20 protein-coding genes are annotated in these 21,451 nt (G+C 71.1%); 8 read left to right on the plus strand and 12 right to left on the minus strand.

Annotation, left to right across the window (positions count from 1 at the left end):
- Positions 1-155: 155 nt before the first annotated feature.
- Complete coding sequence (locus AB0D31_RS06000; protein WP_100577461.1) at positions 156-548, plus strand: SCO5389 family protein; 393 nt, start codon at positions 156-158, stop codon at positions 546-548.
- 134 nt (positions 549-682) lie between these two features.
- On the opposite strand, the gene AB0D31_RS06005 is transcribed toward AB0D31_RS06000, so the two are convergent.
- Positions 683-1,720: an LLM class flavin-dependent oxidoreductase gene (locus AB0D31_RS06005; RefSeq protein ID WP_362717600.1), complete on the minus strand. Its 1,038-nt coding sequence runs from the start codon at positions 1,718-1,720 to the stop codon at positions 683-685.
- A 215-nt stretch (positions 1,721-1,935) separates the two neighbouring features.
- Between AB0D31_RS06005 and AB0D31_RS06010 the strand changes: the two genes are divergently transcribed.
- Positions 1,936-2,265 carry an ATP/GTP-binding protein gene (locus AB0D31_RS06010; RefSeq protein WP_362717603.1) on the plus strand — a complete coding sequence of 110 codons (330 nt, stop codon included), beginning with the start codon at positions 1,936-1,938 and terminating at the stop codon, positions 2,263-2,265.
- A gap of 6 nt (positions 2,266-2,271) precedes the next feature.
- On the opposite strand, the gene AB0D31_RS06015 is transcribed toward AB0D31_RS06010, so the two are convergent.
- The 7 genes from AB0D31_RS06015 to mce all read right to left on the minus strand — a co-directional run bounded on the left by AB0D31_RS06015 (position 2,272) and on the right by mce (position 12,287).
- Entirely contained in the window at positions 2,272-3,141 is an 870-nt protein-coding gene (locus tag AB0D31_RS06015; protein ID WP_362717606.1) for an ABC transporter permease, read from the minus strand.
- Entirely contained in the window at positions 3,138-4,307 is a 1,170-nt protein-coding gene (locus AB0D31_RS06020; RefSeq protein WP_362717609.1) for an ATP-binding cassette domain-containing protein, read from the minus strand. The genes AB0D31_RS06015 and AB0D31_RS06020 overlap by 4 nt, the downstream gene beginning before the upstream one ends.
- A 206-nt stretch (positions 4,308-4,513) precedes the next feature.
- Positions 4,514-5,293 (minus strand): ABC transporter permease, encoded by a 780-nt coding sequence (locus tag AB0D31_RS06025; RefSeq protein WP_362717612.1) that lies wholly within the window; start codon positions 5,291-5,293, stop codon positions 4,514-4,516.
- A gap of 3 nt (positions 5,294-5,296) precedes the next feature.
- The gene (locus AB0D31_RS06030; RefSeq protein ID WP_362717615.1) at positions 5,297-6,298 is read right to left on the minus strand and encodes an ATP-binding cassette domain-containing protein; all 1,002 of its coding nucleotides are present in this window, start codon (positions 6,296-6,298) and stop codon (positions 5,297-5,299) included.
- Positions 6,299-6,394: 96 nt separating this feature from the next.
- Positions 6,395-7,333: a cellulose-binding protein gene (locus AB0D31_RS06035; RefSeq protein ID WP_362717618.1), complete on the minus strand. Its 939-nt coding sequence runs from the start codon at positions 7,331-7,333 to the stop codon at positions 6,395-6,397.
- Positions 7,334-7,447: 114 nt separating this feature from the next.
- Positions 7,448-11,638, minus strand: a complete 4,191-nt coding sequence (scy, locus tag AB0D31_RS06040; protein ID WP_362717621.1) for a polarized growth protein Scy — start codon at positions 11,636-11,638, stop codon at positions 7,448-7,450.
- A gap of 199 nt (positions 11,639-11,837) precedes the next feature.
- A complete protein-coding gene (mce, locus tag AB0D31_RS06045; protein WP_362717623.1) occupies positions 11,838-12,287 on the minus strand; it encodes a methylmalonyl-CoA epimerase in 450 nt (149 codons plus the stop codon).
- Positions 12,288-12,421: 134 nt separating this feature from the next.
- On the opposite strand from mce, the gene AB0D31_RS06050 reads away from it, so the two are divergent.
- The 3 genes from AB0D31_RS06050 (at position 12,422) to AB0D31_RS06060 (ending at position 16,059) form a co-directional block, all read left to right on the plus strand.
- Positions 12,422-13,624 carry an acetyl-CoA C-acetyltransferase gene (locus AB0D31_RS06050; RefSeq protein WP_362717626.1) on the plus strand — a complete coding sequence of 401 codons (1,203 nt, stop codon included), beginning with the start codon at positions 12,422-12,424 and terminating at the stop codon, positions 13,622-13,624.
- Between the two features lie 52 nt (positions 13,625-13,676).
- Positions 13,677-14,636 (plus strand): methylmalonyl Co-A mutase-associated GTPase MeaB, encoded by a 960-nt coding sequence (gene meaB, locus AB0D31_RS06055; RefSeq protein WP_362717629.1) that lies wholly within the window; start codon positions 13,677-13,679, stop codon positions 14,634-14,636.
- A gap of 184 nt (positions 14,637-14,820) precedes the next feature.
- Positions 14,821-16,059, plus strand: a complete 1,239-nt coding sequence (locus AB0D31_RS06060; protein WP_362717632.1) for an MFS transporter — start codon at positions 14,821-14,823, stop codon at positions 16,057-16,059.
- Here AB0D31_RS06060 and AB0D31_RS06065 read toward each other — a convergent pair.
- The 4 genes from AB0D31_RS06065 to AB0D31_RS06080 form a co-directional block, all read right to left on the minus strand.
- Positions 15,965-16,441, minus strand: a complete 477-nt coding sequence (locus AB0D31_RS06065; protein ID WP_362717635.1) for a MarR family transcriptional regulator — start codon at positions 16,439-16,441, stop codon at positions 15,965-15,967. The genes AB0D31_RS06060 and AB0D31_RS06065 overlap by 95 nt on opposite strands.
- A 142-nt stretch (positions 16,442-16,583) precedes the next feature.
- On the minus strand, positions 16,584-17,360 hold the full coding sequence (locus AB0D31_RS06070) for an AIM24 family protein (RefSeq protein ID WP_362717638.1): 777 nt from the start codon (positions 17,358-17,360) through the stop codon (positions 16,584-16,586).
- The gene (locus AB0D31_RS06075) at positions 17,357-18,007 is read right to left on the minus strand and encodes an AIM24 family protein (protein WP_362717641.1); all 651 of its coding nucleotides are present in this window, start codon (positions 18,005-18,007) and stop codon (positions 17,357-17,359) included. Before AB0D31_RS06075 ends, AB0D31_RS06070 begins: the two co-directional genes overlap by 4 nt.
- Positions 18,007-18,639: an AIM24 family protein gene (locus AB0D31_RS06080; RefSeq protein ID WP_362717856.1), complete on the minus strand. Its 633-nt coding sequence runs from the start codon at positions 18,637-18,639 to the stop codon at positions 18,007-18,009. Before AB0D31_RS06080 ends, AB0D31_RS06075 begins: the two co-directional genes overlap by 1 nt.
- Before the next feature lie 165 nt (positions 18,640-18,804).
- On the opposite strand from AB0D31_RS06080, the gene AB0D31_RS06085 reads away from it, so the two are divergent.
- From AB0D31_RS06085 to AB0D31_RS06095, 3 genes are all read left to right on the plus strand, one after another.
- Positions 18,805-19,149 (plus strand): DUF3817 domain-containing protein, encoded by a 345-nt coding sequence (locus AB0D31_RS06085; protein ID WP_362717644.1) that lies wholly within the window; start codon positions 18,805-18,807, stop codon positions 19,147-19,149.
- On the plus strand, positions 19,146-19,442 hold the full coding sequence (locus AB0D31_RS06090) for an MTH1187 family thiamine-binding protein (protein WP_362717647.1): 297 nt from the start codon (positions 19,146-19,148) through the stop codon (positions 19,440-19,442). Before AB0D31_RS06085 ends, AB0D31_RS06090 begins: the two co-directional genes overlap by 4 nt.
- 246 nt (positions 19,443-19,688) lie before the next feature.
- Entirely contained in the window at positions 19,689-21,449 is a 1,761-nt protein-coding gene (locus tag AB0D31_RS06095; protein ID WP_362717649.1) for a cellulose synthase catalytic subunit, read from the plus strand.
- Positions 21,450-21,451 lie beyond the last annotated feature (2 nt).

The raw sequence follows: 21,451 nt of genomic DNA on the forward strand, positions 1-21,451 counted from the left end.
TATGTGCCAAGTACCTGCCATGGGCCCGACTTCGCGCCTACCGTGGAAGCGGGAGGTTGTCGGCCGCGCACGCTGCGTTGTCGAAAGAGACGGCCGTCATGCTCCCTTTCCCTGCCCGTAAGGCCCCGCTCCCCGGGGTCGCGAGAGGAGAAACCATGTCGCTCGACGTCTCACCGGCCCTACTCGAACAGGCCGAGCGAGGCGAGGTCGACGAAGCCGCCTTCGTCGACTGCGTCCGGACCTCCCTGCCCTACGCATGGGAGATGATCAGCTCTCTGGTGGCCCAGCTGAAGGTCGACGGCGGAGCCTTCGCCGACAACCAGACGCCCCCGCCGGACGAGCAGGCGCGCGGTCAGCTGCTGCGTGCTCTTGCGAGTGACGCCATACGCGGTGCGCTCCAGCGGCACTTCGGTGTCCGCCTGGCGTTCCAGAACTGCCACCGTGTCGCGGTGTTCCCTCTGGACCCCTCGTCCGATGAGCGGCTCGCCCGCTTCACCTCGATCAGGGGTCAGTTGCTCAACCAGTCTCCGGAGCTTCGGGACTGCTGACGGCTTCGCCGCCGCTCCGCGTCGCGGGAGGTGCAACTGACGCGGGGCGGTGGCCCGTTGCCCTGGCGGGCCGCCCGGGCCCGTACGGTATGCCTCAGGACGTCTCAGGGCGCCTCGGTACGCCTCGGGACGCCTCAGGTCAGCAGAGGCAGCACCTCCGTGCCCAGCCTCCCTACGTTCTCCTCGGTGGCGGCCAGGTCGCCCGAGCCCTCGACGAGCAGCGCGAAGCGGGTGATGCCGGTGCGCTCGGATGTGGCGGCCAGCCGGTCCGCGGCTTGCCGGGGCGTGCCCACCGGGTGGATGCCGCAGAGGAATTCGGTGTACGCGACCGGGTCGCGCATCGCGCGGTGGCGGCCGTCGACCGTCACATGGGCGTCGAGCCCCTGCTTCAGCCAGCCCGGCATGGACTTCAGAAGCGTCTCGGCGGCGTCGGCCCTGCGGTCGGCGATCTGGGCGACCCCGGCCGACACATGGCCCGCGCCCGCCACCCGCTCCGGCGTATGGCCCGCGGCGAGGGCCTCCCTGCGCCACAGTGCGACCATCTCCGCCTTCTCCTCATCGCCGCAGTGCATCCCGAGCAGCATCGCGAGCCCGCGCTCCGCGGCGAGCTTCACGCTCTTCGGGGACGTACAGGCCACGATCACCTCCGGGCAGGCGTCGTCGGGGCCGCCGTCCAGGATCTCCGCCGGGCGCGGCACGACCGAGACCTCGCGGAAGGTGAATCGTTCCCCCTGCGCGCCGACGCGGGGCTCGCGCAGCCAGCGCAGCAGCAGATCGAGCGACTCCGGGAAGCCCTGCTCGTACGCCGCGAGTCCGGAGCCGAAGACTTCGAGGTCCACCCAGGGCCCGCCACGCCCCACGCCGAGGGTGAACCGACCGCCCGAGGTGAGGTGCAGCAGCGCGGCCTGCTCGCCGAGCGCCACCGGGTGCCCGCTCGGCAGCACGCTGACCGCGGTGCCGACCCTGATCCGCCGGGTCCGCCCGAGCAACAGCGCCGCAAGCGTCACGGCGGACGGACACACGCCGTACGGTACGAAGTGGTGTTCGGCCAGCCAGACCGTGTCGAGCCCGGCCTCCTCGGCGACCTCGGCGGACCTGACCGCTCGATGGAGCGTTTCTCCCTGCCCCTGGCCCGGAAACTGGGCTGCCAGTACAAAAGTGCCCACACGCATCGCCTTGTGCCTCCTTGCGGCCGACGCGGCTCTCCCCCTCTTACTGGCAAGAACGTCTGACAAGTGCCAAGGGCACGGCCAGGCGCCAACTTTTTGCGATTGTCCGCTAAGAGTCCCTCGAACGGGTGACGGTGGCGCTCCCTCCCCGGACGGGTACCCCGACCGCGTGGGCCTAGGCTGGAGAGAAACGTCCGCCCGCCCCATGAGGTGTCTACGTGTCCCCGCGCCGCAACCGCCCCAAGGGCGGCGAGAAGCCGACCGAGTCCGACAGTCGGCCGAGCGGTGACCGCTTCGGCCTCCAGGGCACCGAGTCGTGGCAGGGCGAGGAGTGGTCGGTCCGGCATGTGGCGGGCGCGAGCGCCGCGGGCAAGCGGTACCGCTGTCCCGGCTGCGACCAGGAAATCCCCTCCGGCGCGCCGCACTTGGTCGCCTGGCCCGAGTACGGGGGCGTGGACGAGCGCCGGCACTGGCACAAGGCCTGCTGGAACGCGAAGGACCGCCGCACCACGCGGGTGCAGCGGTCCAGGAACGCGCCCAGGTACTGAACGGCCTTATACGTCGCGCTTCTTGAGCGTGAGGTACGCGCCGGCCAGGGCGACGCCGGTGACCCCGGTGATGATCCACAGCGAGTCCCAGCCGGAGGGCCCCGCGCCCGGTCCCGAGGCCGCGGAGCCGTAGAAGGCGATCAGCTGGCTGGGCACCGAGTAGTTCATGAGAAAGTTCCGCACGCCGCTCAGTGACTCGGTGTACATGAACATGGCGAGGACCAGGGGGAGCAGCACCAGGCCGATCATGATCGTGATCGCGCCGGCGGAGTGCCGGATCAGCGCGCCCATCGCGAGCGACAGCAGACCCAGCATCGCGGTGTAGGCGCCGATGCCGACGGTCGCCCGCAGCCACTCCCCGCCGGTCGGCGCCGTGTCGTGCGGCACCATCGCGTTCTGCACGATGGCGACCAGCGCGGCATCGACCGTCACCACGACGAACGACAGCAGGAAGAAGACGACCGACTTCGCGGCAAGGATCCGGCCCCGGCTCGGGCAGGCCGTGAACGTCGTACGGATCATGCCGGTGCCGTACTCGGAGCTGATGGTCAGCACCCCGAGGGTGATCACACAGAGCGAGCCGAGGATCACGCCGAAGGCACCGAACACCAGGACCGGAGTGGTGTCCGAGCCCCCGTTGCTGTGGGCCCGGACCAGGACGGCGACGAGCAGTCCGATGCCGAGCATCAGCACGATCAGCACGCCCAGGGTCCACAGGGTCGAGCGCACCGAGCGGATCTTCGTCCACTCGGATGCGAGCGCGTCCTTGAACGTGGCCTGCCGCACGGCGATCGGCGAGGTGTACGTGCCGAGCGGGCCCCCCTGCGCGTGCTGGAGGGGCGGCTGCTGGTGCTGCTGCTGGTATGGGGTGCTCATCGGTCGTCCTCGGACGTCGTCGGGGCGGCAGGGGCGGCCGGAGCCTGCGGAACCGGGGGAGCGGCGGGCCGGGACGCCTGCTGGACGGGCGGCTGCGCCATCGTCACCGGCGCCTGCGGCGCGCCCGCGTACGGGTTCTGGCCGGGCGGCGGCGGGGCGTACCAGTCCTGCTGCGGCACCTCGGGGATCGCCTGGGGCGGCGGCGCGTACCCCGGCGCCATCACGGGTTGCAGGCCGGCCTTCTGGTCGGTGGTCGAGCGGTAGTCGACCGCGCCCTGCGTCATCCGCATGTACGCCTCTTCGAGGGAGGCCTGGTGCGGGGAGAGCTCCCACAGGCGTACGTCCGCCTCGTGCGCCACATCGCTGATGCGGGGCAGCGGGAGCCCGGTCACGCGCAGCGCGCCGTCCGGCTCGGGGAGCACCTGGCCGCCGGCCTCGGTCAGCGCGGAGGAGAGCTTCTCGCGCTGCGCGGGATCCGTCGCCGGGGTGCGGACCCGGGCGAAGTCCGCGGAGTTGTGCGAGATGAAGTCGGTGACGCTCATGTCTGCGAGGAGCTGCCCGCGGCCGATCACGATGAGGTGGTCGGCGGTCAGCGCCATCTCGCTCATCAGGTGCGAGGAGACGAACACGGTGCGGCCCTCGGCGGCGAGCATCTTCATCAGGTTGCGCACCCACAGGATGCCCTCGGGGTCGAGACCGTTGACCGGCTCGTCGAAGAGCAGCACCTTCGGGTCGCCGAGGAGCGCGGCGGCGATGCCGAGCCGCTGGCCCATGCCGAGCGAGAACCCCTTGGAGCGCCGCTTGGCGACGTCCTGGAGGCCGACGACCCCGAGCACCTCGTCGACCCTGCGGGCCGGGATGCCGGAGAGCTGGGCGAGCGAGAGCAGGTGATTGCGGGCGCTGCGGCCGCCGTGCACCGCCTTGGCGTCGAGCAGCGCGCCGACCTGGCGGGGCGCGTTGGGCAGGTCACCGAAGGGGTGGCCGCCGATGGTGACGCGGCCCGCGGTCGGCTGGTCGAGGCCGAGGATCATGCGCATGGTGGTGGACTTCCCGGAGCCGTTGGGCCCCAGGAAACCGGTGACCGCACCCGGCCGCACGTGAAAGGAAAGGTTGTGCACGGCTGTCTTGGCGCCGTAGCGCTTCGTCAGGCCGACTGCCTCGATCATTCTCCAGCCCCATCGACGGTTTGGGTCGTCGGGGCGGTGTCCGGCGCGCGGCCGGCATGCCCCCGTATGAGTGAGGAGCTTATCCAGGCCTTGACGGTTCCGGCTAAGTCGTGATCTCTGGTCACGCCCCTGGCGGCTTGGGCTCCCGCTCGTCCAGGGCTCAGGCGTCCTGCTTCCTCAGGACGCCCCCGATCCCCCCGGCCGGCTCAGGCGTCCCGCTTCCTCAGGACGAGGTAGCCGCCCGCGAGCGCCGCGATCACCCACAGCACCATGATGCCCATCCCGCCCCAGGGCCCGTACGGTGCGGGATCGCTGTTCATGGCGTCCGGCACGACCTGCATGATCTGCGAACCGGCCCGGTCCGGGAAGTAGCGGGCCACGTTCTTGGCGCCCGGCACCGCGGAGAGGATCTGCGAGATCAGGAAGAAGAACGGCATCAGGATCCCGAGGGACAGCATGGAGCTGCGCAGCATCGTCGCCACGCCCATCGAGAACAGCGCGATCAGCGCCATGTAGAGCCCGGCGCCGAAGACCGCGCGCAGCACGTTGGGCTCGCCGATGGTGGTCTTGTGCGAGCCGAGCAGCGCCTGGCCGAGGAAGAAGGACAGGAAGCTGGTGATCATGCCCACGATGAGCGCGAGCACGGTGGCCACCGTGACCTTCGAGAAGAGGAAGGTCGCGCGCCGCGGCACGGCGGCGAGCGAGGAGCGGATCATGCCCGAGCTGTACTCGGTGCCGACGACGAGGACACCGAAGACGACCATCGCCAGCTGACCGAGGATCATCCCGGAGAAGCTGATGAACGTCGGGTCGAAGGTCAGCTTCTCGGCCGGCTTGAGGTCGTCGAACTGCGACTTCATCAGGGCGCAGAGCGCCGCGCCGATCGCGACCGTGACGATCAGGGCACAGGCCAGCGTCCACGTGGTGGAGGAGACCGTACGGATCTTGGTCCACTCGGACTTGAGGACCGCGGGTACCGACGCCATGGCTCAGACCCCCTTGCCCTGCTCGCCCGCGCCCCAGTTCGGGGCGGGTTGCCCGCTGCCCCATGCCGGCGGCGCCGCGGGCGGGCCGCCCGGTGTGGTCGCGCCGTGCGCGTGGTACTCCACCGAACCCGCCGTCATCTGCATGAACGCCTCTTCCAGGGAGGCCTGCTGGCCCGAGAGTTCGTGCAGCACGAGCTGGTGCTGCGCGGCCAGTTCACCGAGCGCCTCGATCCTGCCGTTGTCGATTTCGACGGCGCCGTCACCGGTCTGCGTGTACGCGATGCCCGCCTGCTGCAACACCTCGATGAGCCGTTCCCACTGCGGGGAACGCAGCCGTACGAAACTCCGTGAGTTCTGCCGGATGAAATCCGCCATCGATGTATCGGCGAGCAGTCGGCCCTGCCCAATGACGATCAAGTGATCAGCCGTGAGGGCCATTTCGCTCATCAGGTGAGACGAAACGAAGATCGTCCGCCCTTCACTCGCGAGCTGCTTCATCAGATTGCGGATCCAGTGAATTCCCTCGGGGTCCAGACCATTGACGGGTTCGTCGAACATCAGGATCTCGGGGTCGCCGAGGAGCGCGGAGGCGATTCCCAGCCGCTGCCCCATGCCGAGCGAGAACCCCTTAGCCTTCTTCTTCGCCACCGCCGTCAGGCCCACCGTGTCGAGGACCTCGGAGACCCGGGACGCCGGGATCCGGTTCGACTGGGCCAGGCACAGCAGGTTGTTGTACGCGGTACGGCCGCCGTGCATCGCCTTGGCGTCGAGCAGCGCCCCGATGTACTTCAGCGGCTCGGCCAGCTCGCGGTAGTGCTTGCCGTCGATGCGTACGGTTCCGCTGGTGGGGTTGTCCAGATCGAGCAGCATGCGCATCGTGGTCGACTTGCCGGCTCCGTTGGGTCCCAGAAAGCCGGTCACCACTCCCGGTCTGACCTGGAAGGACAGCTGGTCGACGGCGACCTTGTTGCCGTAGCGCTTGGTGAGACCCTCTAGCTCGATCATGCGGCTACGCTAGACGTCGACAAAGCCCCCCGCCACCGGAATGGCAGGGGGCTTCGCGGATTTCTTCCGCAGCCCACGGGGGAAGGGCTGCGGTGACTAGCGGGTCTGCTGCGCCGGAACGCCGCGCGAGGCGGGCTCGTCGTCGACCGGGGAACCGGCGGCGGCCACGGCCGCACCGGTCAGCGTCGCCAGCATCTCGCGGACGTTGGTGAGCTGCGCGTTGATGGAGTCGCGGCGGTTGGTGAGGGCCGCGAGCTCGCGCTCGGATTCCGAACGGATGCGGTCGGCCTTGGCGTTGGCGTCGGCCACGATGTCCTCGGCCTGGCGCTGCGCCGTCTCCACCGTCTGGCGCGCCCGGCGCTCCGCGTCCGTACGCAGCTTCTCGGCCTCCAGGCGCAGCTGCTCCGCGCGGTGCTCGATCTCCGCGAGACGCTTCTCGGCCTTGGCCTGACGCGACGCCAGGTCGCGCTCGGACTGCTCGCGGCGCTTGGCGAGGTTGGTCTCGAAGTCGGCAGCGGCCTGGGCGGCCTTGGCGCGGGTCTCCTCGAAGAGGGCGTCCGCCTCCTCGCGCTTGGACTGCGCGTCCTTCTGCGCCTCGGAACGGAGCGTGGAGGCGTCACCCTTCGCCTTCTCGACGATCCGTACGCCCTCGTCCTCGGCCTTCGCCTTGCGCTCGGAGGCGAACGACTCGGCGTCGTTGCGCACCTGCTGCGCGGCGGACTCGGCGAGCTCGCGGTGCTGCTCGGCGGCGCGGCGGGCCTCCTCGCGCAGGTCCTTCGCCTCTTCCTCGGCGAGCCGCAGGATCTTTTCGACCCGCGCGCCAAGACCCGCGTACGACGGCTCCGCGTCGTTCACCTGGGCCTGGGCGTTCTGCGTTTCGAGGTGGAGCTCCTCGATGCGCTTTTCCAGAGAAGTGATCCGTGCCAGAGCACTGTCACGGTCGGCGACGAGCTTGGTAATGCGGTCATCCACCTGACCGCGGTCGTAACCACGCCGCACGAGCTCGAAGCCGAAGGGGGAGGAAGTGTCGCTCATGGGGTTCCTGTCGAATGAGACCGGTGAGGTGATAGGGGGAATCCTAGGGGCCCAAGCGGCGTGTCATCGAGCGGATGCCCGTTTGATCTGGAGAATGTCCAGCCTTTTGAGTGGCTAGCCCTCCGAAGACTTGCCACTCGAACGTGTCGCCCCGGCCGCCGCACCTGCCTTGACGCCGGTGGAAGAACCGCCGCCCGACCCGGATTTGCCGCCCGCGGCCGGCGCCTCGAATGATTCCAACGCCTCAAGTACGTCCTGGACACGGGAGATCTCCGCATTGATGTCCTGCCGGCGCCGCACGAGGACGTCGAGTTCACGCTTGCCCTCCTCGACCGTGCGGCGCGCCTCCGCCGCCGCCTCGTCGCGCAGCGCGGTCGCCTCGCGGATCAGCTCGGCCTTCTTGGTCTCAGCCTCCTTGAGGAGCGCCTCGGCCTTCTTCACCGCGGCGATACGCACCTTGTGCGCCTCGGAATCGGCGTCCTCCACCAGCGACTTGGCCTTGGCCTCCGCCTCGGCGGTCTGCTCGGTCGCGGCCTTCACCAGCTTGTCGACGCGCTCGCCCGCCGTCTTCATCTGCTCGGCGCTCTCGCGGCGGGCCCGCTCGTGCAGCTCCTCGATCTCCGCCTCGGTACGGACACGCACCTCCTCGGTGCGCTCCCTTATGGCGGTGGCGTCCGCGCGGGCGCCGGCGAGCAGCTCATCGGCGTCCGTACGGGCCTTCTCCACCAGGGAGTTGCCCTCGACCGTCGACTCCGCGACGATCCGCTCGGCCTCCTTGCGGGCCGCGCCGACCATCGTGTCGGCCTGTTCCTCGGCCTCGGTGGCGGCGCGCAGCGCCTCCTCCTGAGCCTTGTTGATGAGCTGGTCGGCCTGCTGGGCTGCGTCCGAGCGCCGCTTGGCCGCGGCGGTACGGGCCTCGTCGAGCAGCCGGTCCGCCTCCTCGCGGGCCTCGGTACGCGTCTTCTCGGCGGCCTCGTCGGCGCGGGCACGGTTCTTCTCGGCCTCGGCGCGGATCCGCTCGGCGGCCTGCTGGGCGGAGCCCACCGTGTCGGCGGCCTCCGCGCGCAGCCGCTCGGCCTCGCCGCTCGCCTCCGCGATGAGCTGGTCGGCCTGGGTGGCCGCGTCGGAGCGCCGCTTGTCGGCGGCGGCGCGCGCCTCGTCGAGCAGCCGCTCGGCCTCGGCACGGGCCTCGCTTATGGTCTGCTCGGCCTCGGCGTTGGCCGCGCCGAGCGTGGAGCCCGCGTCGGAACGCGCCTCGGTGGTGACCAACTCGGCATACGCATTGGCCTCGTTGGTGGTGCGCTCGGCGTCCGTGTGCGCCTTGCTGGTGACGCGCTCGGCCTCCTCACGGGCGGCCGTCGTGGCCTGCTCGGCCTCGGCGAGGGCGGCGGCGGTGACCCGCTCGGCCTCCTCGCGCGCCTCGGCGCGCAGCGCGTCGGCCTCGGCCTGCCCCTCGACCCGTACCTGCCGGGCCTCGGTGACAAGGCGCTCCGCCTCGGCCGTGGACTCGGCGGCGAGCCGCTCGGCCTCCGCCGTCGCCTCGCTGACCAGACGGTCGGCCTGGCTCGCGGCGTCGGAGCGGATCCGGTTGGCGTCCTCGCGGGCCTCGGCCCGGGTGCGGGCCGCGTCCTGCTCGGACGAGGCGAGCGCGTCGGAGGCCTCGGTGCGCATGCGCTGCGCGTACTCGGCCGCGTCCGAACGGGCCTTCTCCGCCTCGGCCATGGCATCCGTGACGGTCCGCTCGGCCAGCGCCTTGGCGGCCTCGGACTCCTCCTGGGCGCGGGCCCGGACCCGGCCGGCGTCCTCGCTCGCGCGCTCCCGCTCGGCGTGCGCGTCGGCGCGGACCCGGTCGGCCTCCTCCTGCGCCTCGGTCGTGGTGCGCTCCGCCGCGTGCTCGGCGGCGCTGCGCAGCCCGGCGATCTCCTGCTCGGCCTCCTCGCGGAGCCCGGCCACGGAGTCCCGTACGTCCTTGGCGGTCTGCTCGGCCGTCGACACCAGCTCGGTGGCGCGCCGGTCGGCTTCCTCGCCGAGCCGCTGCGCCTCGGTCTGCGCCTCCTCGACCCGCTTGCGGGCCGAGGCGAGCAGCTCCTCGCTCTGTTCACGCGCCTGAGCGCGCTCGGAGTCGGCCTCGGCGCGCGCCGAGCCCAGCGTCTCCTCGGCCTCGCGGCGGCGCCGCACGGCCTCCTCCTGGGCGGCGGCGAGGGCCTCCGCGGCCTCGGCGGCGACCCGTTCGGCGGCGGCCGCGGCCTCCGCGCGCATCCGGTCGGCGCTCTCCTGCGCCTCGGACTTGAGCCGCTCGGCCTCGGCGGTCGCCTCCGCGCGCATCCGCGCCGCGGCGTTCTCCGCCTCCGCCCGGGCGCTCGACGCGTCGGACGCGGCCTCGGTGCGCAGCCGCTCCGCCTCCTGCTCGGCCTGCGCCTGGAGCGTACGGATGCGCTCGGCGGCCTCGGTGCGGATCCGTTCGGTCTCCTCGGCGGCCTCGCGCCGGATCCGCTCGCCCTCGGCGCGGGCGTCGGTGAGGGCCTGCTCGGCGGCGGTGTGGCGCTGCTCGGCCTCGGTGTGCAGCCGGGCCAACTCCTCGGCGGCCTCGGCCTGACGGGCCGCTATCGCCCGCTCGGTCTCCTCGCGCAGCCGGACGGCGGCCGCCTCGGCCTCCGCGGTGGTCTGCTCCGCCTGCTCCTCGGACTCCGCACGCATCCGCTCGGCCTCGGCGCGCGTACGCTCCAGGGTCTCCTCGGCCTGCTTGCGCAGCGTGTTGGCCCGCTCGACCGCTTCGCCCCGTACCCGCTCGGACTCTGCGCCCGCGGTGGTGCGCAGCTCTTCGGCGTCGGCCTTGGCCTTGGCGAGCAGCTCCTCGGCGGTCTTCGCCGCCTCCTCGATCTGCTGGACCGCCTCGCGGCGCGCCTCGCCCCGGATCCGCTCGCCCTCGGCGACCGCCTCGGCGCGCAGCTGCTCGGCCTCGCCGCGCAGCCGGCGGGCCTCCTCCTGCAGCTCGACCGTCTTGGCCCGGTACTCCTTGGTGTCGTCCTTGGCCGCGCCCTTGAGCTCGTCGGCCTGCTCGGCGGCCTCCCCGCGCAGCCGCTCCGCCTCGGCGTCGGCCTCGCGGCGGATCCGCTCGGCCTCCTCGGACGCCTTGCGGGTGGTCTCCCGGGCGTCATCGGACGCCTTGGTCAGGACCTCTTCGGCGGTACGGGCGGCCTTGGCGAGCTGGGCCGCGGTGTCCTCGGCGGCGCTGGTGCGCGCCGTTTCGGCGGCCTCGGTGCGCAGCCGCTCGGCCTCCGCCTTCGCGTCCGCGAGCGCCTGCTCGGCCTCGGCCTTGAGGGTCTCGGACTCCTTGGTGGCCTCCGCGACAAGCCGCGCGATCTCGGTCTTCGCGGTGCGGGTGCGCTGCTCGTTGGCGGACTCGGCGCTCGCGACCTGCTTGGCCGCGGCCTCCTTCGCCTCGGTGACCGCCCGCTCGGCCTCGGCGCGCGCCTCACGCAGCGCGGCCTCCGCCTCCTGCATCCGCTGCTCGGCCGCACGGCTCAGCTCGGCCGCCTGCTGGCGCGCCTGGGCGGCCTCGGCGGCCGTGGTCGTACGCAGCTGCTCGGCGTGGGAGGTGGCCTCCTGGGCCTGCGTGGAGGCCGCGTTCAGGAGCCGCTCGGCGTCCTTGCGGGCACGAAGCAGCGTCGCCTCGGCCTCGGCGCGCGCCGACTCGGCCTCCGAGCCCAGCCGTTGGCGGGCCTCCTCGGCGATCCGGGTGGCCTCCGCGCGGGCCGCGGCGAGCGACTGCTCGGCCTCGGCGCGAGACTCCTCCATGAGGCGGCGGGCCTGCGCCTCGGTACGGGCCCGCAGTTGCTCGGCCCACGCCACGTTCTCGTTGACGTGCGACTCGACGGTGGCCCGGCGCTCGGCCAGCTCCTGGTCGAGGCGCTGACGGCGGTTGACGGCCTCGGCGTGCAACTCCGCCTGCAGCCGCGCCTGGTGCTCGGCGTGCTCCTGAAGGATGCGCTGGGTCTGGGCGCGGGCGTCACGCAGCTCGCGCTCGGCGTCCGTGCGCAGCTGCTCGGCCTGCATCTGGGCGTTACGGAGCAGCTGTTCGGCCTGGTAGCCGACGTTCGCCGTGTCGTAGGCGGGACGGGTCGCGAGATTGCGGCGCGCCTCGTGGAGCTTGGCGCGCAGCACTTCGACCTGGTAACCGAGATCCTCGGCGTGCTGAACGGCCTTCTCCCGCTCGGTCTTCAGCCGCTCCATCTCGGCCTCGAACCGCGAGAGGTGGTCGTCAGGCCGGTGGCTCTGGGTCTCCTGGCGTTCGTAGCCCCGCACTGCGCGGTCCCATCCGTCCCCTGGTCGCGAACACTGCCCGTACGAGCACCGTCCGACCGCACACGACGGACGGGGCCCCCGGTGAATGGTGTCAGATCAAAACAGGGGCGTGGGTCTCAGGCCCCGACCCGACCCCGGCCCGGAACCGCCCACTGTACCGGGCCGAGTATCCGGAGGACGGGCCTCCATCTGTGCGGACTCAGTGGGCGGCGGTGTCCGTGCGGTCCTGAGGGGCGGACGTGACGAGTTCGGTGAGCACGCCGTGGCAGTCCTTGGGGTGCAGGAAGGTGATCTGCGAGCCCATCGAACCGGTGCGCGGCTGGTCGTACAGGACCCGCACGCCCTTGTCCCGGATGGCCTCGGAGTCCGCGGTGACGTCGCCGGTGCCGAAGGCGATGTGGTGGACGCCCTCGCCGTTCTTGGCGAGCCACTTGCCGACCGCGGAGTCCTCGCGGGTGGGCTCCAGAAGCTGGAGGTAGGAGGCCCCGCCGTCCGAGGTCTCGTTGATCTTGAGCATGGCCTCCCGTACGCCCTGCTCCTCGTTGACCTCGGTGTGGAACACCTCGAAGCCATAGGTGGCACGGTAGAACTCGACGGTCTTGTCGAGGTCGAGACAGGCGATTCCGATGTGGTCGATTCGCGTCAGCATGGACTCAGTGCAGCGTTCCCGGAGTGGTTACGCAACGTGCGCGCCATCACACCGGCTGCCCGATGACGTGGGGAGGTACCGCTCAGTACGCTCCAAGTAAACCCTCGTTCACATCTCCCTAAGGGCCGTGCCTCATGTCTGGAACGACCGGTACCACCTCAGTGATCGTCGCGGGCGCCCGTACGCCCATGGGCCGCCTGCTCGGCTCCCTCAAGTCCTTCTCCGGCGCCGACCTCGGCGGCTTCGCCATCAAGGCGGCCCTGGACCGGGCCGGCATCGGCGGGGACCAGGTGCAGTACGTGATCATGGGCCAGGTGCTCACCGCCGGCGCCGGCCAGATCCCGGCCCGCCAGGCCGCCGTGAAGGCCGGCATCCCCATGAACGTGCCCGCGCTCACCGTCAACAAGGTGTGCCTCTCGGGTCTCGACGCCATCGCGCTGGCCGACCAGCTGATCCGCGCCGGCGAGTTCGACATCGTGGTCGCCGGCGGCCAGGAGTCCATGACCAACGCCCCGCACGTGCTGCCGAAGTCCCGCGAGGGCTTCAAGTACGGCGCGATCGAGATGCTCGACTCGATGGCGTACGACGGTCTGACCGACTCCTTCGAGAACATCCCCATGGGAGAGGCGACCGAGCGGCACAACACCCGCCTCGGCATCACCCGCGCCGAGCAGGACGAGATCGCCGCCGCCTCCCACCAGCGCGCCGCGGCCGCCCAGAAGAACGGCATCTTCGAGGCCGAGATCACCCCGGTCGAGATCCCGCAGCGCAAGGGCGACCCGGTCCTGTTCGCCAAGGACGAGGGCATCCGCGCCGACACGACCGTGGAGACGCTCGCCAAGCTGCGCCCCGCCTTCACCAAGGACGGCACGATCACGGCCGGCACCGCCTCGCAGATCTCCGACGGCGCCGCCGCGGTCGTCGTGATGTCGAAGGCCAAGGCCGAGGAACTGGGCCTGGAGTGGATCGCCGAGATCGGCGCCCACGGGAACGTGGCGGGCCCCGACAGCTCGCTCCAGTCGCAGCCGTCGAACGCGATCAAGCACGCGGTCGGCAAGGAGGGCATCACGGTCGAGGACCTCGACCTGATCGAGATCAACGAGGCCTTCGGCGCGGTCGCCGCGCAGTCAATGAAGGACCTCGGGGTCTCCCCGGAAAAGGTGAACGTGAACGGCGGCGCCATCGCGCTCGGCCACCCCATCGGCATGTCCGGCGCCCGCGTGGTCCTGCACCTCGCCCTGGAGCTGAAGCGCCGCGGCGGCGGTGTGGGCGCCGCGGCCCTGTGCGGCGGCGGCGGCCAGGGCGACGCTCTGATCGTGCGCGTGCCGGGCAAGTAACCCGGAAGCGATTCCTGACCCTGCGGTGCGTACGCGACTGAACGGAGCGGCAATGGTGGACGTCCCCGAACTGGTGGCCCAGGCACGGGAAGGCCGGCCCAGGGCCGTCGCCCGGCTGATCTCGCTGGTCGAGGGGGCCTCCCCGCAGCTGCGCGAGGTGATGGCGGCGCTGGCCCCGCTCGCGGGCAACGCGTACGTCGTGGGCCTCACCGGCTCGCCCGGTGTCGGCAAGTCGACCTCCACCTCCGCGCTGGTCACCGCCTACCGCAGGGCGGGGAAGCGGGTCGGTGTCCTCGCCGTCGACCCGTCCTCGCCGTTCTCGGGCGGCGCCCTGCTCGGCGACCGGGTCCGGATGTCCGACCACGCCTCCGACCCCGGTGTCTACATCCGCTCGATGGCGACCCGAGGCCACCTCGGCGGCCTCGCCTGGTCCGCGCCCCAGGCGATCCGCGTCCTGGACGCGGCGGGGTGCGAGGTGATCCTCGTCGAGACGGTGGGCGTGGGTCAGTCCGAGGTGGAGATCGCCTCGCAGGCCGACACCTCGGTGGTGCTGCTCGCGCCCGGCATGGGCGACGGCATCCAGGCGGCCAAGGCCGGCATCCTCGAAATCGGCGACGTGTACGTCGTCAACAAGGCGGACCGGGACGGCGCGGACGCCACGGCCCGCGAACTCAACCACATGCTGGGCCTCGGCGAATCACGCGGCCCCGGCGACTGGCGGCCGCCCATCGTCAAGACGGTGGCGGCCCGCGCCGAAGGCATCGACGAGGTCGTGGAGGCGCTGGAGAAGCACCACGCGTGGATGGCCGAGCACGGCGTCCTCGCGGAGCGCCGCAGGGCCCGCGCGGCCCGCGAGGTCGAGACCATCGCGGTGACCGCCCTGCGCGAACGCATCGGCTCCCTCCACGGCGACCAGCGCCTGGACGCGCTCGCCCAGCGCATCGTCGACGGCGAGCTCGACCCGTACGCGGCCGCCGACGAACTGGTCACCAGCCTGACCGACACCCCCTAGCCCCCGCGCTCCGCAACAGCCCCGGTAAAAGCCCTGGTTGGGCGGTACCGGGGCTGTTAGCGTAGGAGGCATGTTCCTGCTCTGCGCCTAGGTCCCGCCCCGGCGCCGCGGCCGGCCCCCAGGGGGCGTACGGTCGGCGGCCCGCTCCGGCGACCCCTTTCGCGCAGAGCCCCAAGGAACCCCCATGTCTTCGTACGCCGCCGTTCTGCGGACCCCCCATGCCGCCCGCGCCTTCGGCGCCGCCCTGCTCGGGCGGCTCTCCTACGGAATCGCCCCGCTCGCCCTGGTCCTCGCCGTCAAACAGGGCTCGGGCTCCTACGCGGTGGCCGGCACCGTCATGGCCCTGTTCGGCATCAGCAGTGTGCTGCTCTCACCGGCCCGCGCCGCCCTCGTCGACCGGCACGGCCCACGCCGCGCCCTCGCCCCGATGGCCGCCCTGTACGGGGCGCTGCTCGTCGCGCTCGCTGTCATCTGCCTGCTCGGCGGGGGCGGCGCCCTGCAGCTCGGTGTCCTCGGGACGGCTGCGGGCGCCTGCACCCCGCCGCTCGGCCCGACCATGCGCACCCTGTGGAGCGAGCTGCTCGCCGACCGCCGGATGCTGGAGCGCGCCTACAGCCTGGACGGCGTATGCGAGGAACTCCTCTTCGTGAGTGGCCCGTTGGTGATCGGCGTGCTGGTCCAGTTCTGCCATCCGGCCGTCGGCATCCTGCTCGGCGCGGGACTCGTGATCGTGGGGACGCTCGCCCTGGTCGCCTCGCCCGCGGTCCGCGCGATGCAGCCGTCACCGGGCCGGCCCACGGCGGCCGGCACCAAGGGCCGCGCGCCCTGGCGGCCCGCCCTGGTGGCGGCCGGTGTGGGGCTCGGGATCGGCGCGGTCGAACTCCTGGTCCTGGTGTTCGCGGACGCGCACGGCCGGGCGTCGGCCGCGCCCTGGCTGCTCGGTGCCCTCTCGGTCGGCAGCGCGGTGGGGGGCCTGGTCAACGGGGCCGTGCACTGGCAGCGTCCGGCCGCGGCCCGGCTCGCCCTGTTCGCGGTCGGCCTCGCCGGAGCGCTGGCGCTCGCCGGGGCCGCGCCCGGCCTGTTCACCCTCGCCGGGGCCATGGTCCTCACCGGCCTCTTCGTCGCCCCCGCGCTCACCACGGCCTATCTGTACGCCGACGAACTCGCCGCGCCCGGTGCCCGTACCCGGGCCGGTGCGTGGGTCAACACGGCGGTGAACGCCGGGGGTTCGGCCGCGTCCGCAGGCGTGGGACTGCTCGCCGGGCGGCTTCCGCTCGCGTGGTGCTTCGTCCTCGCGGGGCTGCCCGCGCTGTGTTCCGCGCTCGCCGTCAGATCTTCCCGCGGTGCCCGCGCAGATGCTCCGCGACCGGTGTCAGGGACTCCCGCAGATCAGCCAGGGCCTCGCCCGACAGCAGATCGATGAAGTGGCGCCGCACGGAGGCCACGTGGTGCGGGGCGACCTTCTCCATGGTCGCCGCGCCCTGCTCGGTGAGGACGGCGAAGAGCCCGCGCCGGTCCGACTCGCAGTTCTCGCGCCGGACCAGGCCCGCGTTCTCCATGCGGGTGATCTGGTGCGAGAGACGGCTCTTGGACTGGAGGGTGGCGGCCGCGAGGTCGCTCATCCGCATCCGCTTGTCCGCCGACTCCGAGAGGTTCACCAGGATCTCGTAGTCGTTGTTGGTCAGGCCGAACGGCTGGAGATCCTTCTCCATCTGGTACGTCAGCATCCTGTTGACGTCCAGGTAGGTGCGCCAGGCGCACTGCTCGTTGTCGCTCAGCCAGTTCGTGGCCGTCTCGGTCTCCATATGTGGATTCTACCTAAGAAGTTGAATTCTGAACCAACCGGGAGGATGTGACGCCCGGCACCCGACGCGGGGCACACCCCTCGGGCGTGACCGTCGCCCGGAGGGGCTCAGGCGTTCGACGTCACACTCCGCAGACTACCGCTCACAGCCCGAAGCGACGCTGCAGGTCCCCCAGCTGGCCGGGAAGACGCGGTGCCCCGGCCGCCGGCACGTGCCCGCCCTGCCCACCGCCGGGTACCCCGGGCTCGGCGGCCACCTGCCCGGTCGCCTGCTCCGCCATGAGCGCTTCGGTGGACTGGAGCAGCACCGTACCCGCCCCCACGAACTCGAACTGGTGCTCCTCGCCCGAGGCGCCGCCGATCCCGGTCAGTGACCGGATTCCGCCCAGGACGCCGGTCAGGTACCCGTGGTCGTAGTGGTGACACGGTGAGGGGCAGTCCGCCCAACCGACCAGCGCCTGCGGATCCACCCGGATCGGCGGCTCCAGGAAGACCACGGGCCCGTTGGAGGCCGCCACGAACTTGCCGGTGCCGATCAGGGTCAGGAACCCCGGCACGATCGACTGCTTGAGCGCGAGCGAGGGCTGGTACGCCAGGAGGTTGCCGGACCGGATGGTCAGATTGCCCTCGTCCAGGTCGTAGCTGTTCACATCGAAGGCGCGGTCCGCGAGGAGCATCTTGCCGCTGCCGTCCGCCACCACCCAGTCGGCAGCGTGCAGCGGCGAGTGGAAGCTCGTGCGCAGCAGCCGGTCGAGCCGCCCGTGACCGATCCCGTTGAACTCGATCTGCCCGTAATAGGCGATCATCTTGCCCTTCTGCAGGAACCACTGGCTCGACTTGAGCTCCACGCAGAACGTGTACTTGTTGACGTTGTCGTCGCTGGGCAGCGAGTACGGATCGAAGATCACCGGGGCGCTCACAGCTTGTCCTCCGAGGCCTGTACGTACACCGCGCCCTGTCCGGACAGTTCGAGCTGGAAGGCCTCGCCGGAGCCCCGGCCCACCATCTCGCGCCAGCCGAGCGCGGCCGAGAGCTTGTTGCGTACGTCGCCGTGGTGGGCGACGTACGCCTGCGGGTCGACGTGGACCGGACGCTGCGGGGTGATCGGCAGCTCGATCACCCCGCCGTGCGCCATCACCGCGACCGCGCCATGGCCCTTGAGGGTCGTGGTGAACAGGCCCTGCCCGGTCACCTGGCCGCGCACCATGCCCATGACCCCGCCCTGCGAGCCCATGAACATCGTGCCCTGCTGGAGAGAGCCGTCGAAGGCGAGCAGCCGGTCGGCCTCGACGTACAGGGTGTCGCCCTGGAGGCTGATCACCTGGATGTGGTGGCCGCCGTGGCCGAACATCACCGTGCCACTGCCCTCGACCGTCATGAGTGGCGTCGCCTCGTTGGCGACCCGGCGGCCGATCATCGACATGAGGCCGCCCTGGCCGCCCTGGATGTTGGGCGTGAAGGACACGTCGCCCTTGTACGCGAGCATCGCGCCGCGCTGGCTGAACATCTTCTGGCCGGGCAGCACCGTGGCCTCGACCATCTTGGAGTTGATCTCGCGGAACGGCATCAGACGTCCCCGCCGATCGTGTTGCGCTCGCTCGGCTGCACGTACACCAGGCCCTCGCCCTCGAACCGGATCTGGAACGCCTCGCCGGAGCCCTCGCCGACGAAGGTGCGGAAGGTCACCCCGGACTGGAAGTGCTGGCGCAGGTTGCCCTGGTGGGCGATGTAGGCGCCGGGGTCGACCAGGAGCGGGTACTGGGCGCTGACGCGCAGCACCACCGCAGGCCCGTCCGACATGATCGCGGCCTGGCCCCGGCCCTCGATCGTCGTGGTGAACAGGCCATTGCCCTGGCTCGCGCCGCGCAGGCCGGTGAAGGTGGTACCGGTGCGCAGCCCCGCATCGGTGGCGAGCAGATTGCTCGCCTCGACGTAGAGCTTGTCGCCGGTCAGGCTCACGAGGTTGATCTCGTTCGCACGGTCGGCGAAATAGCACGTGCCGTGGCCCTTCACCTCCATCACGGTCATCTGCTCGCCGGTGAGGCGCCGGGTCACCATGCCGCGCAGACCCTCGCCGCCGCCGGACATCTTCTTGAACGCCATCTGTCCGTCGTAGGCGACCATCGAGCCGTTCTTCGCCTTGACTGCGTCGCCGGTCATGTCGACGGCGAGCACCTTGCTGCCCTGAAGTCGGAACATTGCCACGGCCCGACGGTAGCGGGCCGGGGACCCGCCCCGACAGGGGCAAGGGGACGATGTCAGAATGAGGAACGTTTGTGCACGCGTTCACAAACGATCACCGTCCCGTGAACGCCGTCATTCGATCACTGCCGCCCGCTCTCTCCCAGCGAAAGTGCCCCTCACGTGGACCTCAAGACAGCCTCCGCCCTGCATCGACTCCGACTGATCTCGCTCCCCGAGGCCATCTCGTTCCCGATCCTGCTGGTGTGCTCGGTGCTCAAGCGCACCACCTCGTTCGACGGGGTGATGGTGATGGGCATGGTCCACGGCATCCTCTTCACGCTGTACGTGCTCTTCTGGCTCGACGCCTGGAACCGCACCAAGTGGCCCGCGAAGACCGGCATCCTCTACTTCGTGCTCGCCGTCCTGCCCTTCGGCGGCTTCTTCGCCGAGCGCAAGCTCCGGCGTGAGCTCGACGACGCCGTGATCGCGACCAGGGCCCGCAAGGAAGGCGTGGTCAACGCATGATCGTCGCCTTCTCGGTCAGCCCGCTCGGCGTCGGCGAGGACGTGGGGGAGTACGTCGCGGACGCGGTGCGCGTCGTGCGCGAGTCCGGCCTGCCCAACCACACCGACGCGATGTTCACCAGCATCGAAGGTGAGTGGGACGAGGTCATGGACGTCGTCAAGCGCGCCGTCGCCGCCGTCGAGGCCCGCTCGAACCGGGTCTCTCTCGTCCTCAAGGCGGACATCCGCCCCGGCGTCACCGACGGTCTCACCTCCAAGGTCGAGACGGTCGAGCGCCACCTCGCCGACGAGTAGGCACCCGTCACCGGGCCGCCGAGCAGCGGCCCCCGCCCAGCACGTCGAGAGCCCCCCGGCCCGCCCAGGCCGGGGGGCTCACGCATGTACGCGCAGAAGACGGCGACGGGCCCCCGCCGCCGAAACGGCCCGCCACCCTAGAACCGCTCACTCGGAGTACTCCAGTCGACACGCCGGGCTTTCTCCACTTTTGTGGGGTTATCAACCCGATGCAAAACCCCTGCTCGACGATCAGCTGGAGGGCACGTGCGCCCGGAGGGCTACGCATACGACACCCACAGCCGACTGGCCGGACCGCTCACGGAGCCGGGCGCCAAGCCCTACCGGGTGCAGTACCGGAGTCTGCTCTCACAGGAGCCGCACCGCATACGCGCCGTCCTTCTGATGACCCTCGCGCCGATACTCACCGGCCTGCTGCTCGTCTATCTCATCTGGCCCACCCACTGGGTCGAGCGCGAGGGCGGCGACCGCTGGCTCGTGGACCTCGACATCACGATGCTGGTCTCGATCGGCCTGATCGAGCTGTTCATGGTCGCCAACGTCGCCTCGGTCGCCCACGCCACGCTGGTCGCCCGCGACCCCGTCCCCGTCACCCCCGAAAAGGGCACCCGGGTCGCCTTCCTCACCACGTATGTGCCGGGCACGGAACCCATATCCATGGTGCGCACCACCCTGGAGGCGGCCGTCCGGCTCACCCACCCCGGGCCCCTGGACATCTGGCTCCTGGACGAGGGCGACGACGACGAGGCCAAGGCGCTCTGCACGGAGCTCGGCGTACGCCACTTCACCCGCAAGGGCGTCCCCGAGTGGAACCGCAAGAAGGGCGCCCACAAGGCCCGTACCAAACACGGCAACTACAACGCCTGGATCGCGATGCACGGCGGCCACTACGACTTCTTCGCCTCCGTCGACACCGACCACGCCCCGCTCCCCAACTTCCTTGAGCGGATGATGGGTTACTTCCGCGACCCCGACGTCGCCTTCGTCGTCGGGCCGCAGGTCTACGGGAACTACGACTCGCCCGTCACCAAGGCCGCCGAGTCCCAGCAGTTCCTCTTCCACGCGCTGATCCAGCGGGCCGGCAACCGCTACCGGGCGCCCATGTTCGTCGGCACCAACAACGTGGTGCGGATCGCGGCGCTGCGGCAGATCGGCGGCCTGTACGACTCGATCACCGAGGACATGGCCACCGGCTTCGAACTGCACCGGCACAAGAACCCGAGGACCGGCCGGCACTGGCGCTCCGTGTACACCCCGGACGTACTGGCCGTCGGCGAGGGCCCGGCCTCCTGGACCGACTTCTTCACCCAGCAGATGCGCTGGTCGCGCGGCACCTACGAGACCCTGGTCAAGCAGTACTGGAAGGCGCCCTTCACGATGCCGCCCGGCCGGCTGCTCTCGTACACCCTGATGCTCGTCTACTACCCCATGACGGCCGTCAACTGGCTGCTGGGCATCGTCAGTTGTGTGCTCTTCCTCTGGTTCGGCGCGTCCGGCACCGAGGTCACCGCCTCGGTCTGGCTGATGCTCTACAGCGACGCCGCCGCCCTCCAGATCGGCCTCTACCTGTGGAACCGGCGGCACAACGTCTCGCCCCACGAACCCGAGGGCTCGGGCGGCCTCGCCGGGATGGGCATGTCGGCGCTCTCCGCGCCGATCTACCTCAAGTCGCTCGGCTCGGCGGTGCTGCGCACCCGCGGCCGGTTCGTCGTCACCCCCAAGGGCGGCCGGGCCAGTCCCGACCGGCTGTGGACGTTCCGCATCCACCTGTTCTGGGCGGCCGTCCTCACGTCCTCACTGATCGCCTCCGTGCGTTACGGCCACACCCACGCCGCCATGCGCACCTGGGCCGTACTCGCCCTGTGCATCGCGCTCGCGCCGGTCGCGATCTGGGCCTGGACCTCGCTGCGTGAGCGCGCCGCGACCCGCGCGGCCGTGCCGCTCCCGCAGCACAAGCCCGGCGGCGAGGCCGAACCCGCCGTCGCCACGACGACCGGAGGGAACTGACG

This window comes from Streptomyces sp. NPDC048361 (assembly GCF_040651795.1).
Lineage (GTDB): Bacteria > Actinomycetota > Actinomycetes > Streptomycetales > Streptomycetaceae > Streptomyces.

Coding starts and splice junctions, on each gene's coding strand:
- AB0D31_RS06030 (WP_362717615.1), bottom strand. CDS start 6,298: ATGATCGAGCTAGAGGGTCTCACCAAGCGCTACGGCAACAAGGTCGCC.
- meaB (WP_362717629.1), top strand. CDS start 13,677: ATGGTGGACGTCCCCGAACTGGTGGCCCAGGCACGGGAAGGCCGGCCC.
- AB0D31_RS06075 (WP_362717641.1), bottom strand. CDS start 18,007: ATGCCGTTCCGCGAGATCAACTCCAAGATGGTCGAGGCCACGGTGCTG.
- AB0D31_RS06090 (WP_362717647.1), top strand. CDS start 19,146: ATGATCGTCGCCTTCTCGGTCAGCCCGCTCGGCGTCGGCGAGGACGTG.
- AB0D31_RS06060 (WP_362717632.1), top strand. CDS start 14,821: ATGTCTTCGTACGCCGCCGTTCTGCGGACCCCCCATGCCGCCCGCGCC.
- AB0D31_RS06065 (WP_362717635.1), bottom strand. CDS start 16,441: ATGGAGACCGAGACGGCCACGAACTGGCTGAGCGACAACGAGCAGTGC.
- AB0D31_RS06035 (WP_362717618.1), bottom strand. CDS start 7,333: ATGAGCGACACTTCCTCCCCCTTCGGCTTCGAGCTCGTGCGGCGTGGT.
- AB0D31_RS06020 (WP_362717609.1), bottom strand. CDS start 4,307: ATGATCGAGGCAGTCGGCCTGACGAAGCGCTACGGCGCCAAGACAGCC.
- AB0D31_RS06015 (WP_362717606.1), bottom strand. CDS start 3,141: ATGAGCACCCCATACCAGCAGCAGCACCAGCAGCCGCCCCTCCAGCAC.
- AB0D31_RS06080 (WP_362717856.1), bottom strand. CDS start 18,639: ATGTTCCGACTTCAGGGCAGCAAGGTGCTCGCCGTCGACATGACCGGC.
- AB0D31_RS06050 (WP_362717626.1), top strand. CDS start 12,422: ATGTCTGGAACGACCGGTACCACCTCAGTGATCGTCGCGGGCGCCCGT.
- mce (WP_362717623.1), bottom strand. CDS start 12,287: ATGCTGACGCGAATCGACCACATCGGAATCGCCTGTCTCGACCTCGAC.
- AB0D31_RS06025 (WP_362717612.1), bottom strand. CDS start 5,293: ATGGCGTCGGTACCCGCGGTCCTCAAGTCCGAGTGGACCAAGATCCGT.
- AB0D31_RS06005 (WP_362717600.1), bottom strand. CDS start 1,720: ATGCGTGTGGGCACTTTTGTACTGGCAGCCCAGTTTCCGGGCCAGGGG.
- AB0D31_RS06000 (WP_100577461.1), top strand. CDS start 156: ATGTCGCTCGACGTCTCACCGGCCCTACTCGAACAGGCCGAGCGAGGC.